The sequence below is a fragment of the Novosphingobium sp. ERW19 genome (genome assembly GCF_012641315.1).
In the GTDB taxonomy this organism is placed as follows: Bacteria; Pseudomonadota; Alphaproteobacteria; order Sphingomonadales; family Sphingomonadaceae; genus Novosphingobium.
The window spans coordinates 491,996-515,879 of the sequence record NZ_JABAIC010000001.1 but is presented as its reverse complement, the minus strand read 5'-3'; the positions used below and the strand labels follow the sequence as shown (position 1 = coordinate 515,879).

The 23,884-nt window shown below is 65.2% G+C and carries 22 protein-coding genes; 5 read left to right on the top strand and 17 right to left on the bottom strand.

The features are described 5' to 3' along the window. Window positions 1–68: 68 nt before the first annotated feature. From HGI46_RS02650 to HGI46_RS02635, 4 genes are all read right to left on the bottom strand, one after another. Window positions 69–782, bottom strand: coding sequence for a M23 family metallopeptidase (locus tag HGI46_RS02650; protein ID WP_118072406.1), 714 nt, complete (start codon window positions 780–782; stop codon window positions 69–71). Between the two features lie 186 nt (window positions 783–968). Continuing rightward, window positions 969–1,766: a ferritin-like domain-containing protein gene (locus HGI46_RS02645; RefSeq protein ID WP_118072405.1), complete on the bottom strand. Its 798-nt coding sequence runs from the start codon at window positions 1,764–1,766 to the stop codon at window positions 969–971. 15 nt (window positions 1,767–1,781) lie between these two features. Continuing rightward, complete coding sequence (locus HGI46_RS02640; RefSeq protein WP_118072404.1) at window positions 1,782–2,255, bottom strand: peroxiredoxin; 474 nt, start codon at window positions 2,253–2,255, stop codon at window positions 1,782–1,784. Further along, window positions 2,255–4,972 carry a bifunctional [glutamine synthetase] adenylyltransferase/[glutamine synthetase]-adenylyl-L-tyrosine phosphorylase gene (locus HGI46_RS02635; RefSeq protein WP_277346224.1) on the bottom strand — a complete coding sequence of 906 codons (2,718 nt, stop codon included), beginning with the start codon at window positions 4,970–4,972 and terminating at the stop codon, window positions 2,255–2,257. Before HGI46_RS02635 ends, HGI46_RS02640 begins: the two co-directional genes overlap by 1 nt. Window positions 4,973–5,035: 63 nt before the next feature. Here HGI46_RS02635 and HGI46_RS02630 point away from each other — a divergent pair, with 63 nt between their 5' ends. After that, window positions 5,036–6,028: an agmatine deiminase family protein gene (locus HGI46_RS02630; RefSeq protein ID WP_168902963.1), complete on the top strand. Its 993-nt coding sequence runs from the start codon at window positions 5,036–5,038 to the stop codon at window positions 6,026–6,028. A gap of 149 nt (window positions 6,029–6,177) precedes the next feature. On the opposite strand, the gene wecC is transcribed toward HGI46_RS02630, so the two are convergent. Then, a complete protein-coding gene (gene wecC / locus HGI46_RS02625; protein WP_168902962.1) occupies window positions 6,178–7,482 on the bottom strand; it encodes a UDP-N-acetyl-D-mannosamine dehydrogenase in 1,305 nt (434 codons plus the stop codon). Next, window positions 7,472–8,596, bottom strand: coding sequence for a UDP-N-acetylglucosamine 2-epimerase (non-hydrolyzing) (gene wecB, locus HGI46_RS02620; RefSeq protein WP_168902961.1), 1,125 nt, complete (start codon window positions 8,594–8,596; stop codon window positions 7,472–7,474). Before wecB ends, wecC begins: the two co-directional genes overlap by 11 nt. A gap of 163 nt (window positions 8,597–8,759) precedes the next feature. Between wecB and HGI46_RS02615 the strand changes: the two genes are divergently transcribed. Beyond that, window positions 8,760–10,028 carry a nucleotide sugar dehydrogenase gene (locus HGI46_RS02615; RefSeq protein ID WP_168903118.1) on the top strand — a complete coding sequence of 423 codons (1,269 nt, stop codon included), beginning with the start codon at window positions 8,760–8,762 and terminating at the stop codon, window positions 10,026–10,028. Between the two features lie 44 nt (window positions 10,029–10,072). Beyond that, entirely contained in the window at window positions 10,073–11,071 is a 999-nt protein-coding gene (locus HGI46_RS02610) for a GDP-mannose 4,6-dehydratase (RefSeq protein WP_168902960.1), read from the top strand. An 88-nt stretch (window positions 11,072–11,159) separates the two neighbouring features. Here the strand turns inward: HGI46_RS02610 and HGI46_RS02605 are convergent, their stop codons facing one another. Continuing rightward, window positions 11,160–11,831 (bottom strand): glutathione S-transferase family protein, encoded by a 672-nt coding sequence (locus HGI46_RS02605; protein WP_168902959.1) that lies wholly within the window; start codon window positions 11,829–11,831, stop codon window positions 11,160–11,162. Between the two features lie 130 nt (window positions 11,832–11,961). On the opposite strand from HGI46_RS02605, the gene HGI46_RS02600 reads away from it, so the two are divergent. Then, entirely contained in the window at window positions 11,962–13,908 is a 1,947-nt protein-coding gene (locus HGI46_RS02600) for a beta-L-arabinofuranosidase domain-containing protein (protein ID WP_168902958.1), read from the top strand. Here HGI46_RS02600 and HGI46_RS02595 read toward each other — a convergent pair whose 3' ends face one another. From HGI46_RS02595 to HGI46_RS02555, 9 genes are all read right to left on the bottom strand, one after another. After that, on the bottom strand, window positions 13,909–15,963 hold the full coding sequence (locus HGI46_RS02595; protein ID WP_240946529.1) for a TonB-dependent receptor: 2,055 nt from the start codon (window positions 15,961–15,963) through the stop codon (window positions 13,909–13,911). Between the two features lie 135 nt (window positions 15,964–16,098). Further along, complete coding sequence (locus HGI46_RS02590; protein WP_039336211.1) at window positions 16,099–16,350, bottom strand: hypothetical protein; 252 nt, start codon at window positions 16,348–16,350, stop codon at window positions 16,099–16,101. 20 nt (window positions 16,351–16,370) lie between these two features. After that, window positions 16,371–16,814 (bottom strand): chemotaxis protein CheW, encoded by a 444-nt coding sequence (locus HGI46_RS02585; RefSeq protein WP_118072399.1) that lies wholly within the window; start codon window positions 16,812–16,814, stop codon window positions 16,371–16,373. 22 nt (window positions 16,815–16,836) lie between these two features. Further along, complete coding sequence (locus HGI46_RS02580; protein ID WP_082013426.1) at window positions 16,837–17,208, bottom strand: response regulator; 372 nt, start codon at window positions 17,206–17,208, stop codon at window positions 16,837–16,839. A 23-nt stretch (window positions 17,209–17,231) separates the two neighbouring features. Further along, the gene (locus HGI46_RS02575) at window positions 17,232–17,789 is read right to left on the bottom strand and encodes a chemotaxis protein CheD (protein ID WP_168902956.1); all 558 of its coding nucleotides are present in this window, start codon (window positions 17,787–17,789) and stop codon (window positions 17,232–17,234) included. A 1-nt stretch (window position 17,790) separates the two neighbouring features. Beyond that, entirely contained in the window at window positions 17,791–18,810 is a 1,020-nt protein-coding gene (locus tag HGI46_RS02570) for a chemotaxis response regulator protein-glutamate methylesterase (protein ID WP_168902955.1), read from the bottom strand. Further along, on the bottom strand, window positions 18,807–19,646 hold the full coding sequence (locus HGI46_RS02565; RefSeq protein ID WP_240946528.1) for a CheR family methyltransferase: 840 nt from the start codon (window positions 19,644–19,646) through the stop codon (window positions 18,807–18,809). Before HGI46_RS02565 ends, HGI46_RS02570 begins: the two co-directional genes overlap by 4 nt. Before the next feature lie 26 nt (window positions 19,647–19,672). Beyond that, on the bottom strand, window positions 19,673–21,898 hold the full coding sequence (locus HGI46_RS02560; protein WP_168902953.1) for a chemotaxis protein CheA: 2,226 nt from the start codon (window positions 21,896–21,898) through the stop codon (window positions 19,673–19,675). Further along, the gene (locus HGI46_RS02555) at window positions 21,895–22,155 is read right to left on the bottom strand and encodes an STAS domain-containing protein (protein ID WP_168902952.1); all 261 of its coding nucleotides are present in this window, start codon (window positions 22,153–22,155) and stop codon (window positions 21,895–21,897) included. Before HGI46_RS02555 ends, HGI46_RS02560 begins: the two co-directional genes overlap by 4 nt. Window positions 22,156–22,357: 202 nt before the next feature. On the opposite strand from HGI46_RS02555, the gene HGI46_RS02550 reads away from it, so the two are divergent. Beyond that, a complete protein-coding gene (locus HGI46_RS02550; RefSeq protein WP_168902951.1) occupies window positions 22,358–23,386 on the top strand; it encodes a chemotaxis protein CheB in 1,029 nt (342 codons plus the stop codon). A 113-nt stretch (window positions 23,387–23,499) separates the two neighbouring features. Here the strand turns inward: HGI46_RS02550 and HGI46_RS02545 are convergent, their stop codons facing one another. Further along, a complete protein-coding gene (locus tag HGI46_RS02545) occupies window positions 23,500–23,883 on the bottom strand; it encodes a flagellar protein FliS (RefSeq protein WP_168902950.1) in 384 nt (127 codons plus the stop codon). Between the last annotated feature and the right edge of the window lies 1 nt (window position 23,884).

Sequence of the window (23,884 nt, the reverse complement as noted above, 5' to 3'; positions counted from 1 at the left end):
CACCGTCGCCCTTTTCCGCATCCTCTCCAAGATGCTCCGTGATGAACGGGTCTCTGCGACCCTGTTCCTTATTCTTCCGGACCGCCGCGGCCAGCGGTCTTGTCGTTCGCAGCGTAAAGCGCGTCGCCCTTGCCCTGCATGTAGGGCAGCGGGTTCACAGCTTCGCCCGAAACGCGGACTTCATAGTGGAGGTGGGGACCAGTCGAACGGCCGGTCGAACCGACGTAACCGATGATGTCGCCCTTGCGGACCTGCTGCCCTTCGGCAACCGCCACGCGCGACATGTGGCCGTAACGGGTTTCCATGCCGCCGCCGTGGTCAAGACCGACGAACAGTCCGTAGCCGCCGAACCATTCGGCCTTTTCCACGACGCCATCAGCGCTGGCGCGGATCGGCGTGCCGGTCGGTGCGGAAAGATCAATGCCCTTGTGGGCGCGGCGGCCGCCGAGCACCGGGTGCTCACGCATGCCGTAGCCGCTCGAAAGGCGGGTCATCGCTACCGGAGCCAGCGACGGGATCGAAACCGAAGCCTTGCGGATGGTGGTGGGCTTCGACGAAGGCAGGATACCATTGTCGAGCTGCTGCCAGCTGGCAAAGAGGCGGCGGAATTCTTCGTCGCCACGATCGGCCGAGACGCCTGCCTTGGCAGCTTCGGCAGCGCGAAGCGGGGCGGCGATGTCTGCGGAAGCGGCGCTGTTTGCGAATGCCGGCGCGGAAGAGAATGCAACAACCGCCGTCAGGGCGCTGAATACAGTCTTGAAGGTGTTGGTGTTGAACAACATTACGACCCGTACGACCTTTTCTTCGGCTCTCCACTCCCGGCATTTTCGCCGTGAAGCAGCAAGCCCTGAAACCCCCAGAGCGAACCCGATTTGCGGCAACAGACAGACGTGCGGCCTGTCGCCCGGGATTTTTCAGAGTTGGTCGGAACCCCCCGCCATCTCGTGAATTGGGGTATGAGGGGCAGGTTACAGGCAGGCAACCCCTGCCATCATTTCGCGCGACAAACCGGCTGATCGACGCGCCGAGTCGTTGAACGGTGGCTTAACGGCACCGCGGAAGTGCTGCTGAACCAAGGTTTTCCATAGGTCCACGGGGGATTCGCCCCTCATTTGGCAGACTGCGCCGAAATGTGTTGTGCCAAACCGCACATGGCGAATTTCGTCGTCAACGATTCTTTGCAGGATGCGGGCGGAACGCTCGTCGCCCCCCGCCAGAAACCGCTCGACAGTCGCCGGCGTCACATCCAGCGCGCGCGCTTCCAGCACCATCGGCACCACCGCCAGCCGCGCCGCCACATCATGCGCCGTCTCGCGCGCGGCATCCCACAACCCGTCATGCGCCGGCATCGCTCCGTAGAAGCTGCCCAGCGTGCGCAGGCGACGGGAAATCAGGGCGAAATGCATCGCCTCGTCCGCTGCGACAGACAGCCAGTCATCGACGAACTGCCGCCCCATCTGCGCACCGAAGCGCCCCGCCGCATCCAGCGCCAGGTCGATCGCCACGAACTCGATGTGCGCCAGCGCATGGAGCAGGGCCAACCGCCCATGCGCTGATCCGCGCCCGCGCTTGGGCATGGCATTTGGCGGCAGCAGTTCCGGCCTGTCCGGCCGGGCGGGATAGTCCGGCATCGCCACGTCGAACACCATCGCCAGCTCGCCCGCACGCCAGCGGCGCACCACGTCGCGCGCCGCCATGACCTTGTCACGCGGATCAGGCGTCAGCATCACCGCGCGGATCGCGCGGGCGAGGGTAGGTGCGTTCATTCTCGGTGTCGCCGGTCAGAGCGCCTTGGCCGCAGCCAGCACTTCCTCGGCGTGGCCCTTGACCTTCACCTTGTTCCACACCTGTGCAATCTTGCCATCTGCGCCGACAAGATAGGTCGTGCGCTCCATCCCCATATAGGTTCGCCCGTACATCGACTTCTCGGTCCAGATCCCCAGCGCATCGGAAACGCCACCTTCTTCGGCATCACTGGCCAACGGCGCGACAAGCGCGTGCTTCTCGGCAAACTTGGCGTGCTTCTTCGGCGGGTCCTTGCTCACGCCGAGCACGGCAATGCCAGCCGCCTCGAACTCGCCATGGAGCGCGGAAAAGTCCTTGTTCTCGGTGGTGCAGCCGGGTGTGTCGTCCTTGGGATAGAAGAACACGACCAGTTTCTTTCCGGCGAAATCCGAAGCCTTCACGCTGCCACCATCGGGCGTGGTCATCGCGATGTCGGGGAATGCCTCGCCCGTTCCGATCCGCTCGCTCATCATGCAATCTCCAGTTGAATATCGAACACCTGCGCCCAGCCGCGGCCAACGCAATGCCGTGCGTCCAGCACCGCGTCCAGCAGTGCATCCCAGCTGTCCAGCCCGCACGAGCGCGCGACGATGCCCCGGCTGGCTTCAGGCGGGAACATGCCATCAGGGGCAACCAGCCGCACCACCACCAGCAGCCGCGCCAGCAGGTCGTGCGCCCGGCGCGTACCCTGCGGCAGCAGCCCCAGGTCTTCGAGCGCCTGAACCGCCGCGCCCAGATCGGGCGTCTGCGCCACATGATCGCGCAATTGCAGGAAGTGGACCATGAACTCGATGTCGACCAACCCGCCGCGCGCCAGCTTCACGTCAAGCGGCCCCTTGGCTGGCTTGTGCTCGGCCATGGTCCCGCGCATCTCCAGCACGTCGGCGCGCAGCTTTTTCGGGTCGCGTGGGCGATCCAGCACTCGCGCGATAATCGCCGCCAGTGCTGCCCGGTCCGTTTCCGACCCGAACATCGCCCGCGCCCGGCACAGCGCCATGTGCTCCCACGTCCAGGCGTCTTCGCACTGATACTTCTCGAAGCTGTCGAGGCTCACCGAGATCGGCCCCTGCGCCCCCGAAGGCCGCAGCCGCGTGTCCACCTCGTAAAGCGCACCTGCCGCCGTCGGCACCGAAAGCGCGGCGATCACCCGCTGCGCCAGCCGGTTGTAGTATAGCGTCGCCCCCAGCGGCCTGCGCCCGTCGGATTCGCTCGCGTGATCCCCGCTGAACAGGAACACCAGATCAAGGTCCGAAGCGTGCGTCAGCGCCGCGCCGCCCAATCGCCCAAGCCCGAGAATCTCCAGGTCGCTCTCCGGCACCACACCGTGATTGACGCGAAACTCCTCGATCGCCGCGCGCCCCAGCACCTCGATCGAAGCCTCCGCCACCCGGCTCAGCGCCGCTGCCACCTCCAGCGGATCGCGTTGCCCCTCGACCAGCTGCACCCCCAGCGCAAACCGCATCTCGCCCACGCGCAGCCGCACCGCATCGAGCAAGCGCTGGTAATCATCCCCCGCTTCCCCGCGCGAAAGCTCCGCTGCAATCTCGTCCACGCTGCCCGGCAGATCAAAGGCAGACCGGTCGATCAGGATGTCGAGCAGGTCCGACCGCCGCGCCAGCTCATCCGCCAAAGTCGGCGCATGGGCCAGCACGCGCATGACAACGGCGAGCAATCCGGGCCGCGCTTCCAGCAGGCGGAACACGTTGATCGCGCTCGGCAATCCCTCCAGCAGCCGCTCCCACCGGAGCAGCGCCCGCTCCGGGTCCGGCGCCTCGCACAAGGCCCGCAGCAGTTGCGGCCGGATCCGCGCAAACGCCTCGCGCGCCTCGGCCGAGCGCAGGCAGCGATATTGCCCGCCCTCCCATGCCTGCACCCGCTCGGCAAAGCGATCGACCACCGGGTCCGACTGGTCCGGCACCTCGACCTGCACCGCACCCGTTGGCGCATAGGTCTCGATCAGCGCATCGAACCGCTTACCCACCGTGTCCGAAATCGCCGCCAGTTCCGCCACCAGCGCCGCGCCATCGGCAAGCCCATCGAGCCGCGCCACGCCATCCAGCGCCGCCGCATCATTGGGTAGCGAGTGCGTCTGCTGGTCCGCCACCATCTGCAACCGGTGCTCCAGCGTGCGTAGCCGGTCATAGCTCTCGCCCATGGCTCGCGCATCCTCGGCCCCGATGATCCCGGCTTCGGCCAGCGCATCGAGGCTCGCCCGCGTGCCCCGCAGCCGCAGCGCCGGATTGCGCCCGCCGTGGATCAGCTGGTGCGTCTGCGCGAAGAACTCCACCTCGCGAATGCCGCCGCGCCCGCGCTTCAGGTCATAGCCCGGCCCGATCGCCTGCCCCGCCGAGTAGTGGTCGCGGATCCGCGTCGTCAGCCGCCCGATTTCGGCAATCGCCCCGAAATCAAGGCTCCGCCGCCACACGAACGGTCGTATCGTATCGAGGAAAGCCTGCCCCCGCGCCACGTCGCCCGAGGCCGCCCGCGCCCGGATATAGGCCGCCCGCTCCCACGCCTGCGCGCTCGATTCATAATGCGTGATGGCCGCCTCGAACGGCAGGGCGAGGGGACTGACCTCCGACGCCGGCCGCAGCCGCAGGTCCACCCGGAACACATAGCCCTCGGCCGTCACCGAAGACATGATCTCCATCAGCGACCGCGCCACGCGCTGCGCCGCCTCTGCCGGATCGTCACGCTCGCGGCGCGGCAGGACATCGGGATCGTAAAGCAGGATCGGATCGATGTCCGACGAATAGTTCAGTTCCTGCGCGCCATGCTTGCCCAGCGCAATTGCGCAGAAACCTGTGCTTTCAGCATCAGGAACCCGGCGCCGGATCGCCGCCGCTATCGCCGTGTCGAGCGACCGGTCGGCAAAGTCCGAAAGCTCTCCCACCACCCGCGAAAGCCCGAACGCCCCCGCCAGATCGCCGATCGCCACCACCAGCGCCAGCGCCATCCGCTCCCGCCTGAGCGCCACGGCGGCATCCTCGATGCCGTCCCCCGCAGCCCTGGCCAAAGCCAGCGCTCCCTCGACATCCCCCGCCGCCAGCAAGGCCTCGACCTCGGGCAAGCGGCCAAGCGCCATCGACAGAAACGGGGAGTGCGCACGCGCGCGGGCAAGGGCGCTTTGGAAATCGGTCATCGTCGCAACCGAATGCCCCGCTTGGGCGGCGCGATCAAGCGCCATGGAAAATGCGCAGCTTCTGCTCTAAGGCGCGGGGCCAATTCCTTGATTCCGGACAAGCCAGCCATGACCACCCCGTTCCGCATGCCCCCCGAATGGCACCCCCAGGACTGGCTGTGGATCGGCTTCTCGCACTTGGCCGAGGAATGGTCGGGCGTGATCGACAAGGCGCAGGAGCAGATCGCGGCATTCGCCAGCGCGGTTGCCGACAGCGGACAGGAAGTCCGCCTCGTCGTGCGCGATGCCGCCAACGAGATGCGCGCAAGGTCGCTCGTCTCTGCCGCGGTGAAGCTGGAACGCCGCACTTATGGCGACGTCTGGCTGCGCGACACCGGCCCGCTCGTCATGCTCGATGAAGCCGCCAATCGCCAAGCCCGCCTGTTCGGCTTCAACGGCTGGGGCGAGAAGTACCTGATGCCGGGCGATCAGGAGATCGGTGCCGATCTGGCGGCTTCTGCAGGCCTCGAAGCCTCGAAGGCCGACTGGATTCTTGAAGGCGGCGCGCTCGATGGCGATGGCACCGGCCTCGTCGCCACGACCGAGCAGTGTCTATTGAACCCCAACCGCAACCCGCAGTTGTCCCGCGAAGACCTCGAACTGCGCCTCAACCGCGACCTCGGCTACACCCGCGTCCTCTGGCTGGGCGATGGCCTCATCAACGACCACACCGACGGTCACGTCGACAATCTCGCCCGCTTCGTCGGCCCCAACCGCCTCGCGCTCCCCCGCGCCACCGGCCCGAGCGACCCCAACGCCGCGATCTACGCCGATGCCAAGGCCCGAGCCGAAGCCGCTGGCGTAGAGGTGGTCGAAGTCCCGTCGCCGGGCCGCATCGAATGGGGCAACACGATCCAGCCCGCCAGCTACATGAACTTCGTGATCACCACGAACCTCGTGGTCGTGCCGATCTTCGGCTCCCCCCATGATGAAGAGGGCGTGGCGGCCATCGCCGAACTCTTCCCGGACCGCGCCACGATCGGCCTGATGGGCGATGCGGTGCTGGCAGGCGGCGGCGGCTTCCACTGCGCCAGCCAGCAGATGCCGAAGGCGGTGGCCTAAGCCCGATCCTCCCTGTTTTTCCGAAGGACAAACGGGGAGGGGGACCGCCCGAAGGGTGGTGGAGGGGCAGGAACAAGAACCCCTTCGTCAGCGCTACGCGCTGCCACCTCCCCTTTTGCACGTTGTGAAAAAGGGGAGAATCAGGAAATTCAACTCGCCAACCGCAACCCAGCCGCCGCCACATCAACCCCCGGCTGATCCGGCCAGATCCCGCGCGTGTCGTACACAACCTTGCCCGAACGCTCGGCCAGCGGCACCACCTTGAACACGTCGTGGTCCACCAGCACGATCAGCACGCCGCACTCTTCCAGCGCGGTGTCGAGGTCGATCTGCACCGCGCCGGTCCCTTCGAACTCGCGCGGCAACGCACCCGCATAGGGCTCCACCACATTGATCCGCGAACCGAACTTGCGCGCCAGGCTCGCTGCGACATAGCGCGCCGGGCTTTCGCGGAAATCGTCGATGTTGGCCTTGAACGCCAGGCCAAGGCACGCAACCTTCACCCCCGGATGCGCCTCGACCAGTGCCGAGGCCTTGGCCACGACATGGTGCATCTTGCCATCGTTCACGTTGCGCGCGGTGCGGATCAGCGGCGTCTCGTCGGGAGCGCCCGCCACGATGAACCACGGGTCCACCGCGATGCAGTGCCCGCCAACGCCCGGCCCCGGCTGCAGGATGTTCACGCGCGGATGGCGGTTGGCCAGCCGGATCACTTCCCACACGTCCAGCCCCATGCGGTCCGCCACCATCGACAGTTCGTTGGCAAAGGCGATGTTCACGTCGCGATAGGCGTTCTCGACCAGCTTGGTCATTTCGGCTGATCGCGCATCGGTGGTCACGCACGTCCCGCGCACGAAGCGCTTGTAGAACGCCAGCGCCTTGCGCGCGCAGCGCGGGGTGATGCCGCCGATGGAACGGTCGTTGTTGGTCAGTTCTTCCAGAATGCGCCCCGGCAGCACGCGCTCCGGGCAATAGGCGATGGAAACGTCGGGCGTTTCCTTCGTCTTCCCCGGAAATTTGAGGTCAGGCCGCAGCCCCGCCATCAGATCGCGCATCTGCTCGGTCGTGCCCACCGGCGAGGTCGATTCGAGGATCACCGTGTCACCGGCCTTGAGCACTGCCGCCACCTGCGTCGCCGCCGCCAGCACATAGGAAATGTCAGGCGTATGGTGCCCGTCCTTGGCAAAAGGCGTCGGCACGGCGATCACGAAGACGTCAGAGGCCGCAATTTCGGTCGAAGCGCGCAGCAAACCACGCTGCACCACGCCATGCACCAGCCCGTCGAGGTCCACTTCCTCGATATGGATCTCGCCGCGATTGATCGTGTCGACCACGTGCTGCGACACGTCGAGGCCGAGCACCTTGCAGCCAGCGCGCGCTATGATGGCAGCGGTTGGAAGTCCGATATAGCCGAGGCCGACAACACAGACGTCCGGCTTCACATCACCCATCATTCGCCAGCAACTCCACGATACGGCGCGCCGATTGCCCATCCCCGAACGGGTTGTGCGCACGCGCCATGGCCGAATAGGCAGCCTTATCGTCGAGCAGGGTGAAGATTTCGGAAACGATACGGTCAACATCCGTGCCGACCAGCTTGGCGGTGCCGGCCGTCACGCCTTCAGGCCGCTCGGTCGTCTCGCGCATGACCAGCACCGGCTTGCCCAGCGCAGGCGCTTCTTCCTGCACGCCGCCCGAATCGGTCAGCATGATCTCGGCCACGGACAGCAGCCGGGCGAAGTGCGGGTAATCCAGCGGCTCGATCATCGCCACGTTGGGCAGGCCGTTCAGCGCCGCATCCATCACCTTGCGCACGTTGGGATTGGGGTGGACCGGAAACACCACTGCCACATCCTCGCGCGCAGCGATCCGCCGCACCGCCTCGGCAATGTTCTCAAGACCGCCGCCGAAGTTCTCGCGGCGATGGCTGGTCACGCCGATCACGCGTTTGCCTGCAAACCGCGCCTCGATATCAGCCAGCCCGGACGCGAGCGCAGGTTCTGCCTCGATCTTCGCGGTCACCCACTGCAGCGCATCGATCACCGTATTGCCGGTGATATGGACAGCCTGAGGATCAATATTCTCCGCCAGCAAGGCCGCTGCCGAAACATCGGTCGGCGCAAAGTGCAGCCTGGCAATCGTGCCGATGATCTTGCGGTTCACCTCCTCGGGCCAGGGGTGATAGATGTTGTGGCTGCGCAGCCCCGCCTCGACATGCGCCACCGGCAGCTTGCGGTAATAAGCAGCCAGAGCCCCTGACATGGCCGTGGCAGTATCGCCCTGAACCACCACCCAGTCGGGCTGCACCTGATCCATCACCTTGCCAAGCTCCGTCAGCAGAGCGGCGGTAAGGCCATCGAGCGTCTGATCCGGCTTCATCAGGTCCAGGTCGAAGTCCGGCACGATCCCGGCAATTTCCAGCACCTGATCCAGCATCCCGCGATGCTGCGCTGAAACGCAGGTCACCACCCGCGTGCGCGGATCGGCCTGCAGGGCATGAACCACAGGAAACATCTTGATCGCTTCGGGGCGGGTGCCAAACACCACAAGGATGGTCTTTTCCGTCATGCCCGCTCCAATATCGGCTGAGTGTTAACCGTGAAATAAGAGCCTCGATTTAAGCAAGGCGGCAATCCGGCGCTTGAAGCGTCAACCATGAAAGGCCGCATAGCCTGTGACAGTCCAGTTCCCGACGCTTGCTCCTGCTCCAGTACGGGGCCTTGATCCGCTGGTGTCATCGACCACCCGCGTCACCGTTCTCGGCCTCGGCTATGTCGGCCTGCCTCTGGCTGTGGCGCTGGCCAAGAAGTTCTTCGTCACCGGCTTCGATATCGACGTGCAGCGCATTTCGGAACTCTCCGAAGGGCATGACCGCACGCGCGAGATCGAACCGGCGCTGCTCTCGATGTCGAGCCTCGGCTTGACCTGCGATGCCGGGGTTTGTCCGCCAAGCGATTTCTACATCGTCACTGTGCCGACGCCCATCGATGCGCAGAACCGCCCGGACCTGCGCCTCGTCGAATCCGCCTCGCGCACCGTGGGCAAGATGCTGCCCGCCGCCGTGAAGGAAGGCCGCGCGCCTGTCGTCGTGTTCGAAAGCACTGTCTATCCCGGCGTCACCGAAGACATCTGCGGCCCGATTCTCGAGGAGGTCTCCGGCCTCAAGTGCGGTCAGGATTTCTTCCTCGGCTACAGCCCCGAACGCATCAATCCCGGTGACCGCGAACATACCATCGAACGCATCACCAAGGTCGTCTCGGGCCAGACGCCGGAAGTGCTTGATCGCGTTGCCGATCTCTATGGCGCGATCACTTCGGGCGGCGTGTTCCGCGCCGCCTCGATCAAGGCTGCCGAAGCCGCCAAGGTCATCGAGAACGCCCAGCGCGATATCAACATCGCCTTCATGAACGAAATCACCCAGATCTTCTCGAAGATGGACCTCTCGGTGTGGGACGTGCTCGCCGCCGCCGGCACAAAGTGGAACTTCCTGCCGTTTACCCCCGGCCTTGTCGGAGGGCACTGCATCGGCGTCGATCCCTATTACCTCTCGGCCCGCGCCGAGGCTCTAGGCCATGATCCGCAAGTGATCCTCGCCGGGCGCGGGGTGAACGATGGCATGGCACAGTGGGTCGCACAGCAACTCCATGCCAAGCGCGGCGGCAAACCCGGCTCGGTCCTCGTCCTCGGCCTCACCTTCAAGGAAAACGTGCCCGATTTGCGCAATTCCAAAGTGGCAGACGTTGTCGCCGAACTGGAAAAGCTGGGTCACAAGGTCGCAGTCCACGATCCCCACGCCGATAATGCCGAAGCCATGCTCGAATACGGCATCGAACTGGCAGGCGATGCCTTCGAACAGAAATTCGACCTCGTCTTCCTCGCCGTGCCGCACAAGTACTACCTCGCCGCCGGGGCGGACCGCATCGCCGCGCTGCTCGCGCCGGGCGGCACGCTGGCCGATCTCAAGGGCGTGCTTGGCGAACGGGCCGACTGGAAACTCTGACCGCCGCCCTCTAGGCTGACGGCAGACAACATACTGGAATTTCAATGCGCGTCCTCGTTACCGGAGCCGCCGGCTTCATCGGCTATTCGCTCATCACCCGCCTGCTCGCGCGCGGGGACGAGGTCGTCGGCGTCGATGTGGTCAACGACTACTACGACGTCAGCCTCAAGGAAGCGCGGCTGGCGCGGCTGGTGGAGCAGGGCGGATCAAGGTTTTCGTTCTGCCGCAATGACTTCGCCGATTATGCGGGCCTCACCGCCGCGCTGGAAGGCAAGCAGTTCGAACGCGTTGTCCACCTGGGCGCGCAGGCCGGGGTGCGCTATTCGATCGAGAACCCGCACGCCTATGTGCAGGCCAACCTCGTCGGCCACCTCAACCTGCTCGAAGTCGCCCGCCATCGCGGGGCCGAGCACATGGTCTATGCCAGCTCCTCGTCGGTTTATGGTGGAAATACAAAGCTTCCCTTCTCGGTCGATGACCGCGTCGACCACCCGCTCTCGCTTTACGCCGCCACCAAGAAGGCGGACGAACTGATGAGCGAGACTTACGCACACCTCTACCGCCTGCCGCTGACGGGCCTCAGGTTCTTCACCGTCTACGGCCCATGGGGTCGTCCGGACATGATGATGTGGTTGTTTACAAAGGCGATTCTGGCGGGTGAGCCGATCAACGTGTTCAACCACGGCGACATGTATCGCGATTTCACTTACGTGGACGACATCGTCAGCGGCGTCATCGCCTGTCTCGACAATCCGCCGCCCGACGATGGCGCGGTCAAGGCCGGGGGCAGCGAGAAACCCCACCGCCTCTACAACATCGGCAACCACAAGTCCGAGCACCTGATGAAGGTCATCGCGATCCTGGAGGAACAGCTCGGGCGCAAGGCCGAGATGAATCTCATGCCGATGCAGCCCGGCGACGTCCGCCAGTCCTTCGCCGACATCGACGCCATTTCGGGCGACCTCGGCTACCGTCCAACGACGAGCATCGAGGTCGGAGTGCCCAACTTCGTGCGCTGGTACAAGGACTACCACGGGTTGTGATTTTGCCCCCACTTCGCTCGCGAGAGTTGCGGGGGAGTTAGGGGGGAGTTGGGGTAGAGTTGGGGGTGAGTTGGACACCCCGGTTTCGTCAGGCGTTAACGTCGGCGTAGTGGCTTGGCGGCTGGATCACGTCCATGCGTTCGGCCAGTAGCGGGCGGAAGCTGGGGCGGCTCTTGAACACCGAATACCACCCGCGCGCCTGCTCGTGCCCCGACCAGTCGATGCCGCCAAGATAGTCCGCGACAGAGATCTGCGCGGCGGCGGCAAGGTCGGCCAGGCTCATCGTAGAACCGGCCAGCCACGGTCGGTTATCGATCAGATAATCGATATAATACAAGTGCTCATCGGCCAGCCGCATCGAATCGCGCAGGCGTTTGCTGTCAGGCGGGCTGCGATAGACGAGGCGCTTCTTCATGCGCTCTTCCAGCAGCGGCAGCGTCACGTCAGCATAGAAATTTTCGTCGAAAAGCGCCACCAGACGGCGGATTTCCGCGCGGTTCACCGCCGTGCCGTTGATCATCGGCGTCTTGTCGACGGTCTCCTCGAAATACTCGCAGATCGCCCGGCTGTCGGCGAGAATCACGCCACGCTCGGGGTTCTGGATCGCCGGAGTCCGATAGGCAGGGCTCAGCTTCCCGAACGCCTCGGTCCGCTCCCACGGGTTCTCCCGCACAAGATCATAGGCCACGCCCTTCTCGCTGAGCAGGAGGCGGACCTTGCGAGAGAACGGACACAGGGGAAATTGATGAAGCTGCCACATGACAGAAGCTTTGCGCGGGGAGAGGCGCAGGGTCAAGGACATGCGGCATGCTGGGTGCTTATCCGCGGTAGTGACAAGGGTGCTCTTGCGAGTTAGTCTGACTAATTCCAAACTCTGGCAAGTGGCAGGCATGACCGTAACCGCTCTCGACCTTGGCGCGACCCGGCGCTCGTTTCTTCAAGGAGCAAGCGCGCTTGCCCTGTTCTCGCACAATGTCAGCGCCTTCGCGGCAGAGGCCGCCCCGGCGCCGGCGCAGGCCAAGGACCGCGCCCAGCCTTTTGACATGTCTGACATAACGCTTGCCGAGAGTCCGTTTCTCCATGCCCAGCGCATGACCGAAGCCTACCTCCTGCGGCTTTCGCCCGACCGGATGCTGCACAATTTCCGCAGGAATGCCGGGCTTGAACCGCGCGCCCCGGTCTATGGCGGCTGGGAATCCGAAAAGACGTGGGAGGACATCAATTGCCACGGCCATACGCTCGGCCACTATCTGTCCGCCTGCGCACTCGCCTGGCGCGCCACCGGCAAGGCCGAGTACCGGACTCGCATCGAGTACGTCGCAAGCGAGTTGGCGGAATGCCAGAAGGCATCGGGCTCGGGCCTGGTCTGCGCATTTCCCAAGGGCGCCGCGCTGGTCGCCGCACATCTGCGCGGCGAGAAGATCACCGGGGTTCCGTGGTACACGCTGCACAAGATCTACGCGGGGCTGCGCGACGCGGCGGAACTGGCGGACAGCGCACGGGCGAGGGACGTGCTGCTGCGGCTGGCGGACTGGGGCGTGATTGCCACGCGTGACCTTTCGGATGAAGCGTTCGAGGCCATGCTCGAGACCGAGCACGGCGGGATGAACGAGGTCTACGCCGACCTATTCACGATGACCGGCAAGGCGGAATACCGGACGCTTGCCGAGCGCTTCTCGCACAAGGCGATCCTGCGCCCGCTGGCAGAACGCCGCGATCACCTCGACGGGCTGCACGCCAATACCCAAGTGCCCAAGATCGTGGGATTCCAACGGGTTCACGAGGTGACGGGCGCGCCGGAGTACCACCGCGCCGCGCAGTTCTTCTGGCAGACCGTCACCGGCCCGCGCGCCTTCGCCACCGGCGGCCATGGCGACAACGAGCATTTCTTCCCCATCGCCGATGGAGCGGCGCACGTCTTTTCCGCCAAGGGGTCGGAAACCTGCTGCCAGCACAACATGCTCAAGCTCACGCGTGCCTTGTTCATGGCCGAGCCGAAGGCCGAGTATGCGGATTACTACGAGGGCACGCTCTACAACGGCATCCTCGCCTCGCAGGACCCGGACAGCGGCATGGCGACGTACTTTCAGGGCGCGCGGCCGGGCTACATGAAGTTGTACCACACGCCCGAGGATTCCTTCTGGTGCTGCACCGGCACCGGCATGGAGAACCACGTAAAGTACCGAGATTCCATCTACTTCCACAATGCTGACACGCTCTGGGTGAACCTGTTCATCCCCTCTGCGGTGCGCTGGCGCGGCAAGGGGGCAGAACTCGCACAGGAGACCGCGTTCCCCGAGCAGCCGGAGACCTTGCTGCGCTGGAAATGCTCAAAGCCATTCGCTGCCACGGTAAACTTGCGCCATCCCGCGTGGAGCCGGACTGCGCGCGTCCTGGTAAACGGGGCGGAAGTCGAGACGTCGAATGAACCCGGACGCTTCCTCGCGGTGCGCAGGACCTGGCGCAACGGCGACACGATCGCACTGCAACTGAAGATGGAAACGACTGCCCAGGCTTTGCCAGCGGCGGACGACATCGTGGCGTTCAAGTACGGGCCGCTGGTCCTGGCGGGAGCGCTGGACCCGGTTCCGCAGGGCAGCGACATTGTGGTCAATGAGCGGCTCTATGGCGCCTACAACGATACACCGGCGAAGGTCCCGCAACTGGCTGGCGACGCACACGATCTGGCAGAAACGATCCGCGGCGGGGCCAAACCACTGGAGTTCGAACTACCCGCGGCGGACGGCTCACCTGTCCGGCTGCTGCCCTATTACAGGATCGCCCACCAACGCTACGCGACCTACTGGAAGCTTGCCTTAGGCTTGCGCGCCGCCTGATCAAATGCTCCCCTTCACCGTCAGGGTGAAGATCGGGCCGATCAGTCGGTCGCGGGTTTCGACGAAGGCGATGGCGGCGTTGGAGCGGGGGCCGGCGAAGACCTCGCGGTCCCAGCGCTGGCGGCCGTTGAGGAGGTTGTTGGCGCTGGCCTTCACGGTCAGGCCGAACACGTTCTTGTGCTCGATGTAGACCCCGGCAAACACCGGCCCTTCATAGGCACGGCCACGTTCGAAACGGCGGTGGTAGAGCGACTGGTGGTTGTATTCGTAGGAGGCGCCAGCCGCCCAGTCGGTGCCCTGGAAGTCCTGGCGGAAGTTCAGTTCCCAGTAGCGGTCGGTGATGCCGCCATAGGGGATGTGGTTGGCGGGATCGAACGGATCGCGCAGCTTGGTGAAGGTCAGTTCGACGTTGAAATCCAGCCGCGCGCCTTTCCAGCCAAGCGGATCGAACTGCAGCGTGGTGTTGCTGACGATCTGCCGTTCCTGCGCCGATCCGACGTTGCCGATGGATTCGCCGTTCGTGCCGATCGGGACGACGGTCACGTAATCCTGCACCTGGCGGCCGACGAGCCGCAGCTTGGTCGAGCCCAGTTTGCCGAAGGTGCGATTGAGTTCGAGCTCGGCCGACCAGTCCTGTTGCGGCACGAGATCGGCGTTGCCGCTGTTGGCGTTGCCATCATCGAGGAAGCGGCGGGCGAGGAAGTCGTAGAACGAGAGCTGGCCGACCGAGCGTTTGATCTTGAACGATACATCGAGGCTTTTCGCGGCCTTCCAGCCCAGCGAAAGCGAGCCCTTGGGCCGGAAGAACGAGCGGCTGAGGTTGCCTTCCGGGCCAGTCGCGCCGGTCTGCATCAGGGTTGATTTCTCGGCGCCCACGATCATTTGCAGGGTCAGGGTGCTGGAAAGCGGGCGGCTGAACGAGAGGCTGGCATCGTAACGGTCTTCCTTCACGCCGCCGGTGCCTTCGGGGAAGGGAATTTCCACGAACTCCCCGGCCCCGTTGAGTTCGGCGAGGGTGGCAACGTTGCGGAGCGAATTGAACGCGCCTTCTCCGGCCAGTTGCCAGTCGCCGCCGAACATCTTCCACGAGTATTCACCGCGGACGATGCGCTCGGAGCTGTCGCCGGTCTGGGCGAAACGGTCTCCTGTGGCGGGTGAGCCATCATCGAACATGGTCACGACCTGCTGGCTGTAGGGCTCGTGCTCCTCGCGGTTGAGGCCGATCAGCTTGAGGCGGCCGGGGCCAAGCGCGAACTCGTAGTCGCCGCCGATCTCCCAGTTCCGCGCCGAGGATTTGTCGAGCAAGTCGCGCACGATCACGCTGCCATCGGCGTTGGTGCGCACCGAATGCTCGGTGAAATGGCGGGGCACGCGCTGGAACGAGCCGTTGAGGTTGGCGATGGACGAGCCGGGACCGTCGATCGTCAGGCGCACGGCGAGCTTGGGATCGTCGCGGTTGGCCTTGATCACGTCCTCGCGCGTCTGGATCACCGCGCCGTTGCGGTCGGTGATGATCGTCGGCCCGCCGGCTGCGCCGCGATTGGCGTTGTTGGTCAGGCTGACGGTGTATTCGACCGGCCCCTGGCGGCCCGATACCGAGACTTCGCCATTGGTGTAGCGCGGATCGGCATAGTGCACGCGGTATTCCGGGCTGTAGCGGAACTGGCCGGAAAAGCTGGAGGAGCGGGCAATGACGTTGGCGACTTGCCCGGTAAGACCGGGGATGTCGAGCTTCGCGCCATCGACCAGTTCGATGCGTTCGACGGTGGAGGCCGGGATGCGCGAAAGCTGGGTCCAGATATCGTCAGACTTCGACGACAGGCGCTTTGAATTGACCAGCACGTTGCCGCTTGCCTGGCCGAGGCCTCGCGCTTCCTCGCCTTCGCGGATGGTGAAGCCGGGGACCTGGCGCAGCATGTCGAGCGCGTTGCGCGGGGCGAAGCGTTCGAAGTCCTTGGGCGTGAAGGTGCTGCGGGTGCCGACCGTCTGTCCGGTCGGGGGTGCGGTTTCCGGGGCCTCCTCTGCTCCCCGCGCGGGCAGGGCAAAGGCAAGCATGGCACAACTGCAAAGCAGCGAAACTTGTTTCGATGGAAACTTCATGCCCTGCCGATGGCGCAACTCGGCAGGGCTGACGCGACAGGCTCGACCAACGACATGCGCGGGCCGACCAAAGCCGTTTGTCGGTTGAGATCAGCCCGAAAGGCGCATCCGGTCACGCAGGACGTCGATCGCAATGCGTTCTATCGCATCGGCGGGGCGGTCAGCGAGCAGGAGCCGAGCCAGCGTGCGTTGCTTCTGCGCGATAAGGTCGATCGCCTGGAGCTTGTCCATGTGGTTGATGGCCACGCTCATGTCGTCGCACAGGGCGGAGCCAAGCGCTTCGACTTCTTCGGCCAGCTCATCAAGAACGACCGCAATCTGGCGATGGGTGGCTTGTGCCATGGGCCTTGCCCTCCCTTGGGTCAGGCTGCTTCGGCGATCTGGGCGCCATCGGAAAGGGCGGCGAGATTCAGGACCATGACCATGCGGTCTTCGATCGCGGCCAGACCTTCGAGGAAGGGCACGACGGTATCACCCGCCGACGTCGGCGGCGGCGGCTGGAGCGCTTCGCTGTCGATGGTGACGATGTCGCTGACCGAATCCACGATCCAGCCGGAGATCTGCGCGCCCTGCTGGGTGACGATGATCGCGTGCCGGGGCGTCGCTTCGGTGGCGCGCCAGCCGAGGCGGGCGGCGAGATCGACGACCGGAAGGACCGTGCCGCGCAGGTTCACGACGCCTGCGACATAGTGCGGCACGCGCGGCAGGCGCGTGGTGGGCGACCAGGCGCGGATTTCGCGGATGGCCATGATGTCAAGGCCGAAAACCTGGCCTTCAACCTCGAAGGTGATCAGTTCACGCAACATGTCTGGTTCCTTCCAGCAGGGTTCAGTGGGAGACGCGGCGGACGGCGGCGACGAGCTTTTCCGGGTCGAACGGCTTGACGATCCAGCCAGTCGCACCGGCCGCGCGGGCGCGTGCCTTCTTCTCGTCCGAGCTTTCGGTGGTCAGCACGAGGATCGGACGATCGCGGTGGCGGCTGCCCTCGCGCAGGCGCTCGATCAGGCCGAAGCCGTCGAGACGCGGCATGTTGATGTCGGTAATGACGACGTCGACCTCGTTCATGGCCAGCCAGTCGAGGGCGGCCATGCCGTCCTCGGCCTGCGATACGTCGAAACCGTGCCCCGACAGGGCATGGTTGAGGAGCGCCCGCATTGAGGGGCTGTCGTCTACGGTAAGGATCCGGGTGGTGTTGCTCATGGATGGGACTCGCTTCTCGAAGATCAGAACAGTTCGACATCGCCACGAGCAAGTGCCGGGCGCGGGGTGGGCTGGACGGGTGGCGCGAACCGGTCTTCCACCGTGCGGTGGCGGACCTGGCCCGATGCCGGGCGGAAATCGACGCGGCGCGCCTGGGTGCCGCCAAGGTCCTCACGCATCAGCGCAATGCCTTCACGACGGAGGAATTCGCGGGCGAAATCGGCATTCATCGAGCCGATGCGCATCATGTTGCGATTGACGTTGGCGCCACCGTAGAGGTGCGCCTTGAGGTTGCCCTTGCGTGCGCCACGGGCGAGCATCTCGTTGACCAGAAGCTCCATCAGGTAGACGCCGTAGTGTTCGTCGACCTTGGTGCCGGCAGCGTTGGCGGGTGGCTCCGAAAGCAGGAAGTGGTTCATGCCGCCGATCCGCGCCTCCGGATCATAAAGACAGGTGGCGACGCAAGAGCCCAGCACGGTCGAATATTCGATCGACGGGCTGCCGCTTGCCAGCGCCTGGCCCTGCATCACGGTGACCCGTTCGAGCGGCGGCGCGCCGGGGATGGGGGTTTCGAAGCTCATCTCAGGCGGCCTTGTTGAAAGCGTGGCGCGCGATTGCGCCGAGGGGGGCGACAACCCGGGCCGCGCCAAGATTGATGGCTGCGCGTGGCATGCCGAACACGGTGCAGGTTGCCTCGTCCTGGGCAATGGTGCGAGCGCCGCTCTGGGCCATGGCGAGCAGGCCCTGAGCTCCGTCGGCCCCCATGCCGGTCAACAGGATGCCCACCGCCCGCGGTCCGACAGTCCTGGCCACGGATTCGAACAAGACGTCGACACTTGGCAGGTGGCCGGAGACCGGAGCCCCGGCGCGCAGCTTGCAATGCAAGGTGGAGGTGCCGCCCAGCGTAAGGTGGCGATCATCGCCGGGGGCGAGATATACGTGGCCATCCCGGAGCGGCGTATCGGGTTCGGCAACGACGATGCGCGGCGGGCAGGACTGGTCAAGCGTGCGCGCGACGGCGGGGGCGAAGCGCGCGTTGATGTGCTGCACGATCAGCGTGGGCGGGCAGTCTGCCGGGAAGCCCGAAAGCACAGTCTGCAGCGCTTCGACTCCGCCGGTCGACGAACCGATGGCGATCAGGGCGGGGCGATCTGCCAGCAATCCGCGCGCTTCGCTGGCGACGCGGCGCGTTTGCGGGGCGCGCGCGGTGAATTGCACTTTCGCGGCTTCACGGATCATGCCGGCAAGACGGCCGGCATCGTCCAGCCCGTGCCCGCCACCCGACTTGGCATAGCAATCGACGGCGCCGAGCGCGAGCGCGCGGGCGGTCATCTCGTTGCCTTCCTGCGTCGAGCCGGACACGATGATCACCGGGGTCGGGCGCAGTTCCATGATCTTGGCGAGGAAATCGAGGCCGTTCATGCCGGGCATCTCGATGTCCAGCGTGACCACGTCCGGGTCCAGTTCGCGGATCATCTGGCGGCCCTCGGCGGCATTTGCGGCGGCCGCGACGACTTCGATGTCGGGCTCCTTGCCAAGCCGGTTCATCAGGATTGCGCGCATGGTGGGCGAATCCTCGACGATGACGACGCGAATGGTCATGCAGCCCTCTTGCGGTAGATGGTTGGTCCCATGGTGGAGAGTTGGTCCAGAGCGGGGCCGGTGACCCGCTCGGAATGGCCGATGTACAGCCAGCCGCCGGGCGCGAGCTTCTCGGCGAAACGGGCGACCAGGCGTTCCTTGGTCGGTCCGTCGAAATAGATCATCACGTTGCGGCAGAAGATCGTGTCGAACTGCCCCTGCATCGGCCAGTCACCAAGCAGGTTCAGCGACCGGAAGCGCGCGATCTGCTGCACCGCCGGGTCGATCGTGCATTCATCGCCCGTCGTGCGCGTCCAGGCGCGGCGGAGGGCTTCGGGAACCGGCTTGAGATCTTCGGCGCGGTAGGTAGCGGCGCGGGCCTTGGCGAGCGCGTGGCTGGCGATGTCGCTGGCGAGCAGCCGCAGATCCCGCCGGGCAATGGCATGGCCAGCCCCGGCGTCTTCGCCCAGCAGGGTCATCAGCAGCGACCAGGTTTCCTCCCCGCTCGAACAGCCTGCAGACCACAGGCGGACCTTGCCGCCACGCTGCAGGCGATCGATATATTCGGGCCGGACATCGCTGGCGAAATGCTCGAAGTGATGTGCCTCGCGATAGAAGAAGGTGTGGTTCGTGGTCAGCGCGCAGATGGCCTTCTGCCGTTCGGCAAGGTCCTCGCGGATGCGCAGGACATAGGCACCGAACGTGACGCATCCCGAATCGCGCACCAGCGGCGCCAGGCGGGAATAGACCAGCATGGCCTTGCCCGACGGCAGCACGATGCCGACTTCCGCGTGCGCAATCTCCGAGATCGCGCGGAAATCGGCCTCGTCGAACACCCCGGGGCTGACCCCGGGCATGCTCGCGTCCAAGGCATCCATCAGGCTCATGCGGCTTCAGCCATGGCTGCGGAGGAGGCCGACGAAAGGCTGCGCGAGACCAGCCCGTCGACGTCGATGATCAGGGCGACCCGTCCATCGCCGAGGATGGTAGCGCCGGCGACGCCTTCGACAGAGCGGTAATGCGTGTCGAGGCTCTTGATCACGACCTGGCGCTGATCGCAGATGGCATCGACCATCAGCGCGGCACGGCCTGCGCCTTCGGTTTCGACCACGATCAGCACGGCCTCACGCGGGTCGCTTACAGCTTGTGCCGCGCCGACCGAATGGGCCAGCGAGATGACGGGAATGAACCTGCCGCGCACATTGATCATGCTGCGGCTGGCGCCAAGGCCCTGCACTTCGTGCGGCTCGGGACGCAGGCTCTCGACCACGTTGGCGAGCGGCACGACCAGCGTCTGGTCGCCTACATTGACGACCATACCGTCCGAGATGGCGAGGGTAAGCGGCAGGGTCAGGGTAAAAGTCGTGCCCTTGCCCGGTTCGGAATCGATGGTGATGCGCCCGCCCAGATCCTTCACATTCTGGCGGACCACGTCCATCCCCACCCCTCGGCCCGAAATGTTCGAGACCTGCTGGGCGGTGGAGAAGCCGGGGGCGAAGATCAGCAGGTCGATTTCTTCCTTGGACAGGATGGCATCGGGCGCGATCAGACCCTTCTCGACGGCCTTGGCAAAGACGCGCTCGCGATCGATGCCCTTGCCGTCATCGCCGATGCGGATGAGAATCCGGCCCGAGCGGTGCTCGGCCGAGAGGGTCAGCGTGCCTTCGGCGGATTTTCCTGCAGCAATGCGCTCGTCGGCCGGTTCGATGCCATGGTCTACGGCATTGCGGATGAGGTGGGTCAACGGTTCGCCCAGGCGCTCGATCACGGTCTTGTCGAGTTCGGTGCTTTCGCCCGAAACTTCGAGGCGGACATGCTTGCCGGTGGTGGACGACAGTTCACGCAGGATGCGCGGCACGCGGCTGAAGACCGAGCCGATCGGTTGCGCGCGGATCGACATGGCCGATTCCTGAATGTCGCGGGTGAGGCCCTCGATCATCGCCATCTCCTCGGCAACGGCGAGGCCCTGTCCGGCAAGACGCTGCGCCATCATGGCCTGCGCGATCACGAGTTCGCCGACAGCATCGATAAGCTTGTCGAGCTTTCCGAGCTCGATGCGGATGGACTGACCCGGCGCAGGGGGCGCGGGCGGGGCCGAACCGCCGGACGCAGCGACGCGCGCTGTCGTGGCCTCCTCGACCGCGATGGGGGCGTCCGCGGCGGGGGCGGGCGCCGCTGTCTGAACGGCGACGGGCGGGGCAGCCTGGGGCGCTGCAGGCGTCGGCGGTGCGGCATCGGTCTTGCGCACCGGCGGCATGTCTGCGTCGGCTCCGAAGGCCAGCGAGCAATCATCGCCCACGAAATCGAAGATGTCGCGGACACTGGCTTCGGCAACGCCGGAGGGGAAGCTGAATGCCCAGCCAAGATAGCCGCAGCCGGGATCGAACGAATCGAGCGGCGGGACCGCGGACACGTCGCAAAGCTCGCACTTGCCGCCCATATCCGCCATTTCGCGCAGCATCAGCAGCGGCTCGCTGCCATTGCGCATCGCACCGCTGTGGGGGCGCAGCCGCATGTGCCAGCGCGCTTCCGTCACCTCGGCATCGGCGGCAGGCGCAGAATCTGGCGTGATTTCGCCCGAGATGTCGTCAAGCAGGGCATCAAGATCGAAGTCGAAATCGTCGCCGTCGTCGCTGGATGCTTCTGCTGCAACCGGCGCGACGACCTCTGCGGGTGCGGGCTGCGCGGCTGGTGTCGGCGTGGTGGCCGGGGCGGCGGGCGCGGCACCGGCGTTGGCTGCCATTGCTGCGGTAAGTTCGGCCTGGAGCGCGCCGTCCTCGGGCGGCTCGGTTCCGTCGCGCGCAGCAGTCACATGATCGCTCAGCGTATCGAGCGCGCGCAGGAGCAGGTCGGTGAGCGGGCCAGTAATCGGCACGGTGCCGTCGCGCACATCCGACAGCAGCGTTTCGAAGGTATGGGTGAAACCCTGCAGCGCCACGTAGCCGAATGCCCCGGCACCGCCCTTGATCGAATGGACGCCGCGGAAAACGGCGTTGACGGTATCGCTGTCTTGCGTTCCTTCGCGGCAAGCGGCGAGACCCTGTTCGGCCGCAGCCAGCGACTCTTCGCATTCGGCGAAGAAGATCGCCTGGATTTCCTCGGCGGTCATGCCAGCACTCCCGAGAACAGTTCATCAGAAAGCCCCGTCAGTGCGGCGGCCTCGGTCAGGGCATTCGAGGGGAGAATCACTGCCCCATCGCCGGTCTGGCGGGCGCTCACCAGCAGTTGCAGCATCGCTTGCCCGACCTGCCGACATTCGCGCGCATCGATCTCGAGCGGACCCGATCCAAGCGCCGCCAGCATTTCGGGCAACAAGGCTTCGGCGGCGGTGCGGTCGCAGCGCTCTGGCAGGGTGATCGATGTCATGGAGATGCTCTTCCTCCGGCTCGGTTGGGCCGATCCGGGGAGACCCGACGCGGCGACTGGTCTTCCGGAATAGAGCACGAGGGAAAAGGCCGGCTTTCGCCGGGCCTACGGTGAGATACGTAAGTGCCGGAACAGAAATTGCTGGTGCTTCGCGCGTAGAACGAACCGAGGCGAAACAACGCCTTGGAAGGTTTCCCTTGAAATGCACGAAGCCCGTGTTCTCGTAGTCGATGATTCCGCAGCCATGCGGGCTCTGTTTTCCGACATCCTGGATCAGTCCAAGAACGTGACCGTGATCGGCGCGGCAGCAAATGCGGCCGAGGCGCGTGAACAGATCAAGGAACTGCGTCCCAACGTCGTGACGCTGGACGTCGAAATGCCCGGTATGAGCGGCATCGAGTTCCTGGAAGAGATCATGGGCTCCAACCCCTTGCCGGTGGTCATGCTTTCAAGCCTGACCCAGGCTGGGACGGAAACGTCGCTGAAGGCGTACGAGCTGGGTGCGGTCGAGTGCTTTCCCAAGCCGCTCAAGGCAACGCCCGAACAGTTCAGCAAGACCGTGGGCAAGCTCGGCAAGATCGTGCTGGCAGCGGCAAACAGCAACGTGAAGGACCGCAAGGCGCCGCGCGAACACAAGCAGGTCGAAGCACACTTCGAATGGAACGGACACCTGCTTGCGCTGTCGGCTTCGATGGGCGGGATCGATGCCCTGACCCAGCTGCTGTCCTACTTCCCCGAAAAGTGCCCGCCCACGGTGATTGCCCTCAACGCCGAGCCCGGCATTGTCGAGACGTTCATCAAGCGCATGGACGGCGAACTGAAGTGCAGCGTCAAGGCGGCCAAGGACGGCACGCCCCTGACGCAGGGCACTATCCACATTGCCTATGACCCCGAACGCCATGTCGTGATCGAGCCGGGCACTCCGGCAAAGTTGCGCCTGATCGATCGTGATCCCGTGGATGGCATGCGACCGTCGGCCAATCTCCTTTACGGTTCGATCGCGCGCGGTTCGGTCCCGGCGGCAGGCGCGATCCTGACCGGCATGGGTGCCGATGGCGCCAAGGGCCTGAAGCTGATGCGCGATAACGGGTGCAAGACCTTTGCCCAGGCGCGTCAGTCGGCCCTGGTTGCCGAAGCGCCGGCTGCCGCCATCGATGCCGGCGCGGTGGAAAGCGAGCTTGATCTCGATGGGTTGGGCGAGGCGCTGATCGCAGCCTGCAACATCGGCTAGGAACAAGGTCCTGGAGATCCTGCGCGGTCCGTCCCCGTCCGCGCAGGTGAGGAAGGCCCGGAACCGTCAAGGTTCCGGGCCTTATCCTGTTTGCGTTGGCAGGGAAGCGCGGATCAGGCCGGATTGCTGCGCAGCATGGCCTCGCGGATTTCGGTGAAATCCTGGCGAATGGCCTGCAGCGTGCGCGCATCGAACCGCGTCACGCAATCGAGGATCGCATTGCGGGCCGATTGATACAGCTGGACCAGCGCGCCTGCCGTCGGGTTGGCGAGGTCCACGCCCATCTGCAGCGCGGTGAGAGCCGAGATCGCACGGGTGAGCGCGGCGCTCTTGGCGGCGTTGTCGCCACGTTCCTGTGCATGGACGGCGCGACCGACCGAACCGATGACCTGCTCGAGGCACAGGTCGACCAACTGGCGCGAATCGGCGCCGCGAACACGGGCGTCGAAATCGACGCGGCGATAGGCTTCGGTCGGGTCTTTCCGGTGATGCAGCATG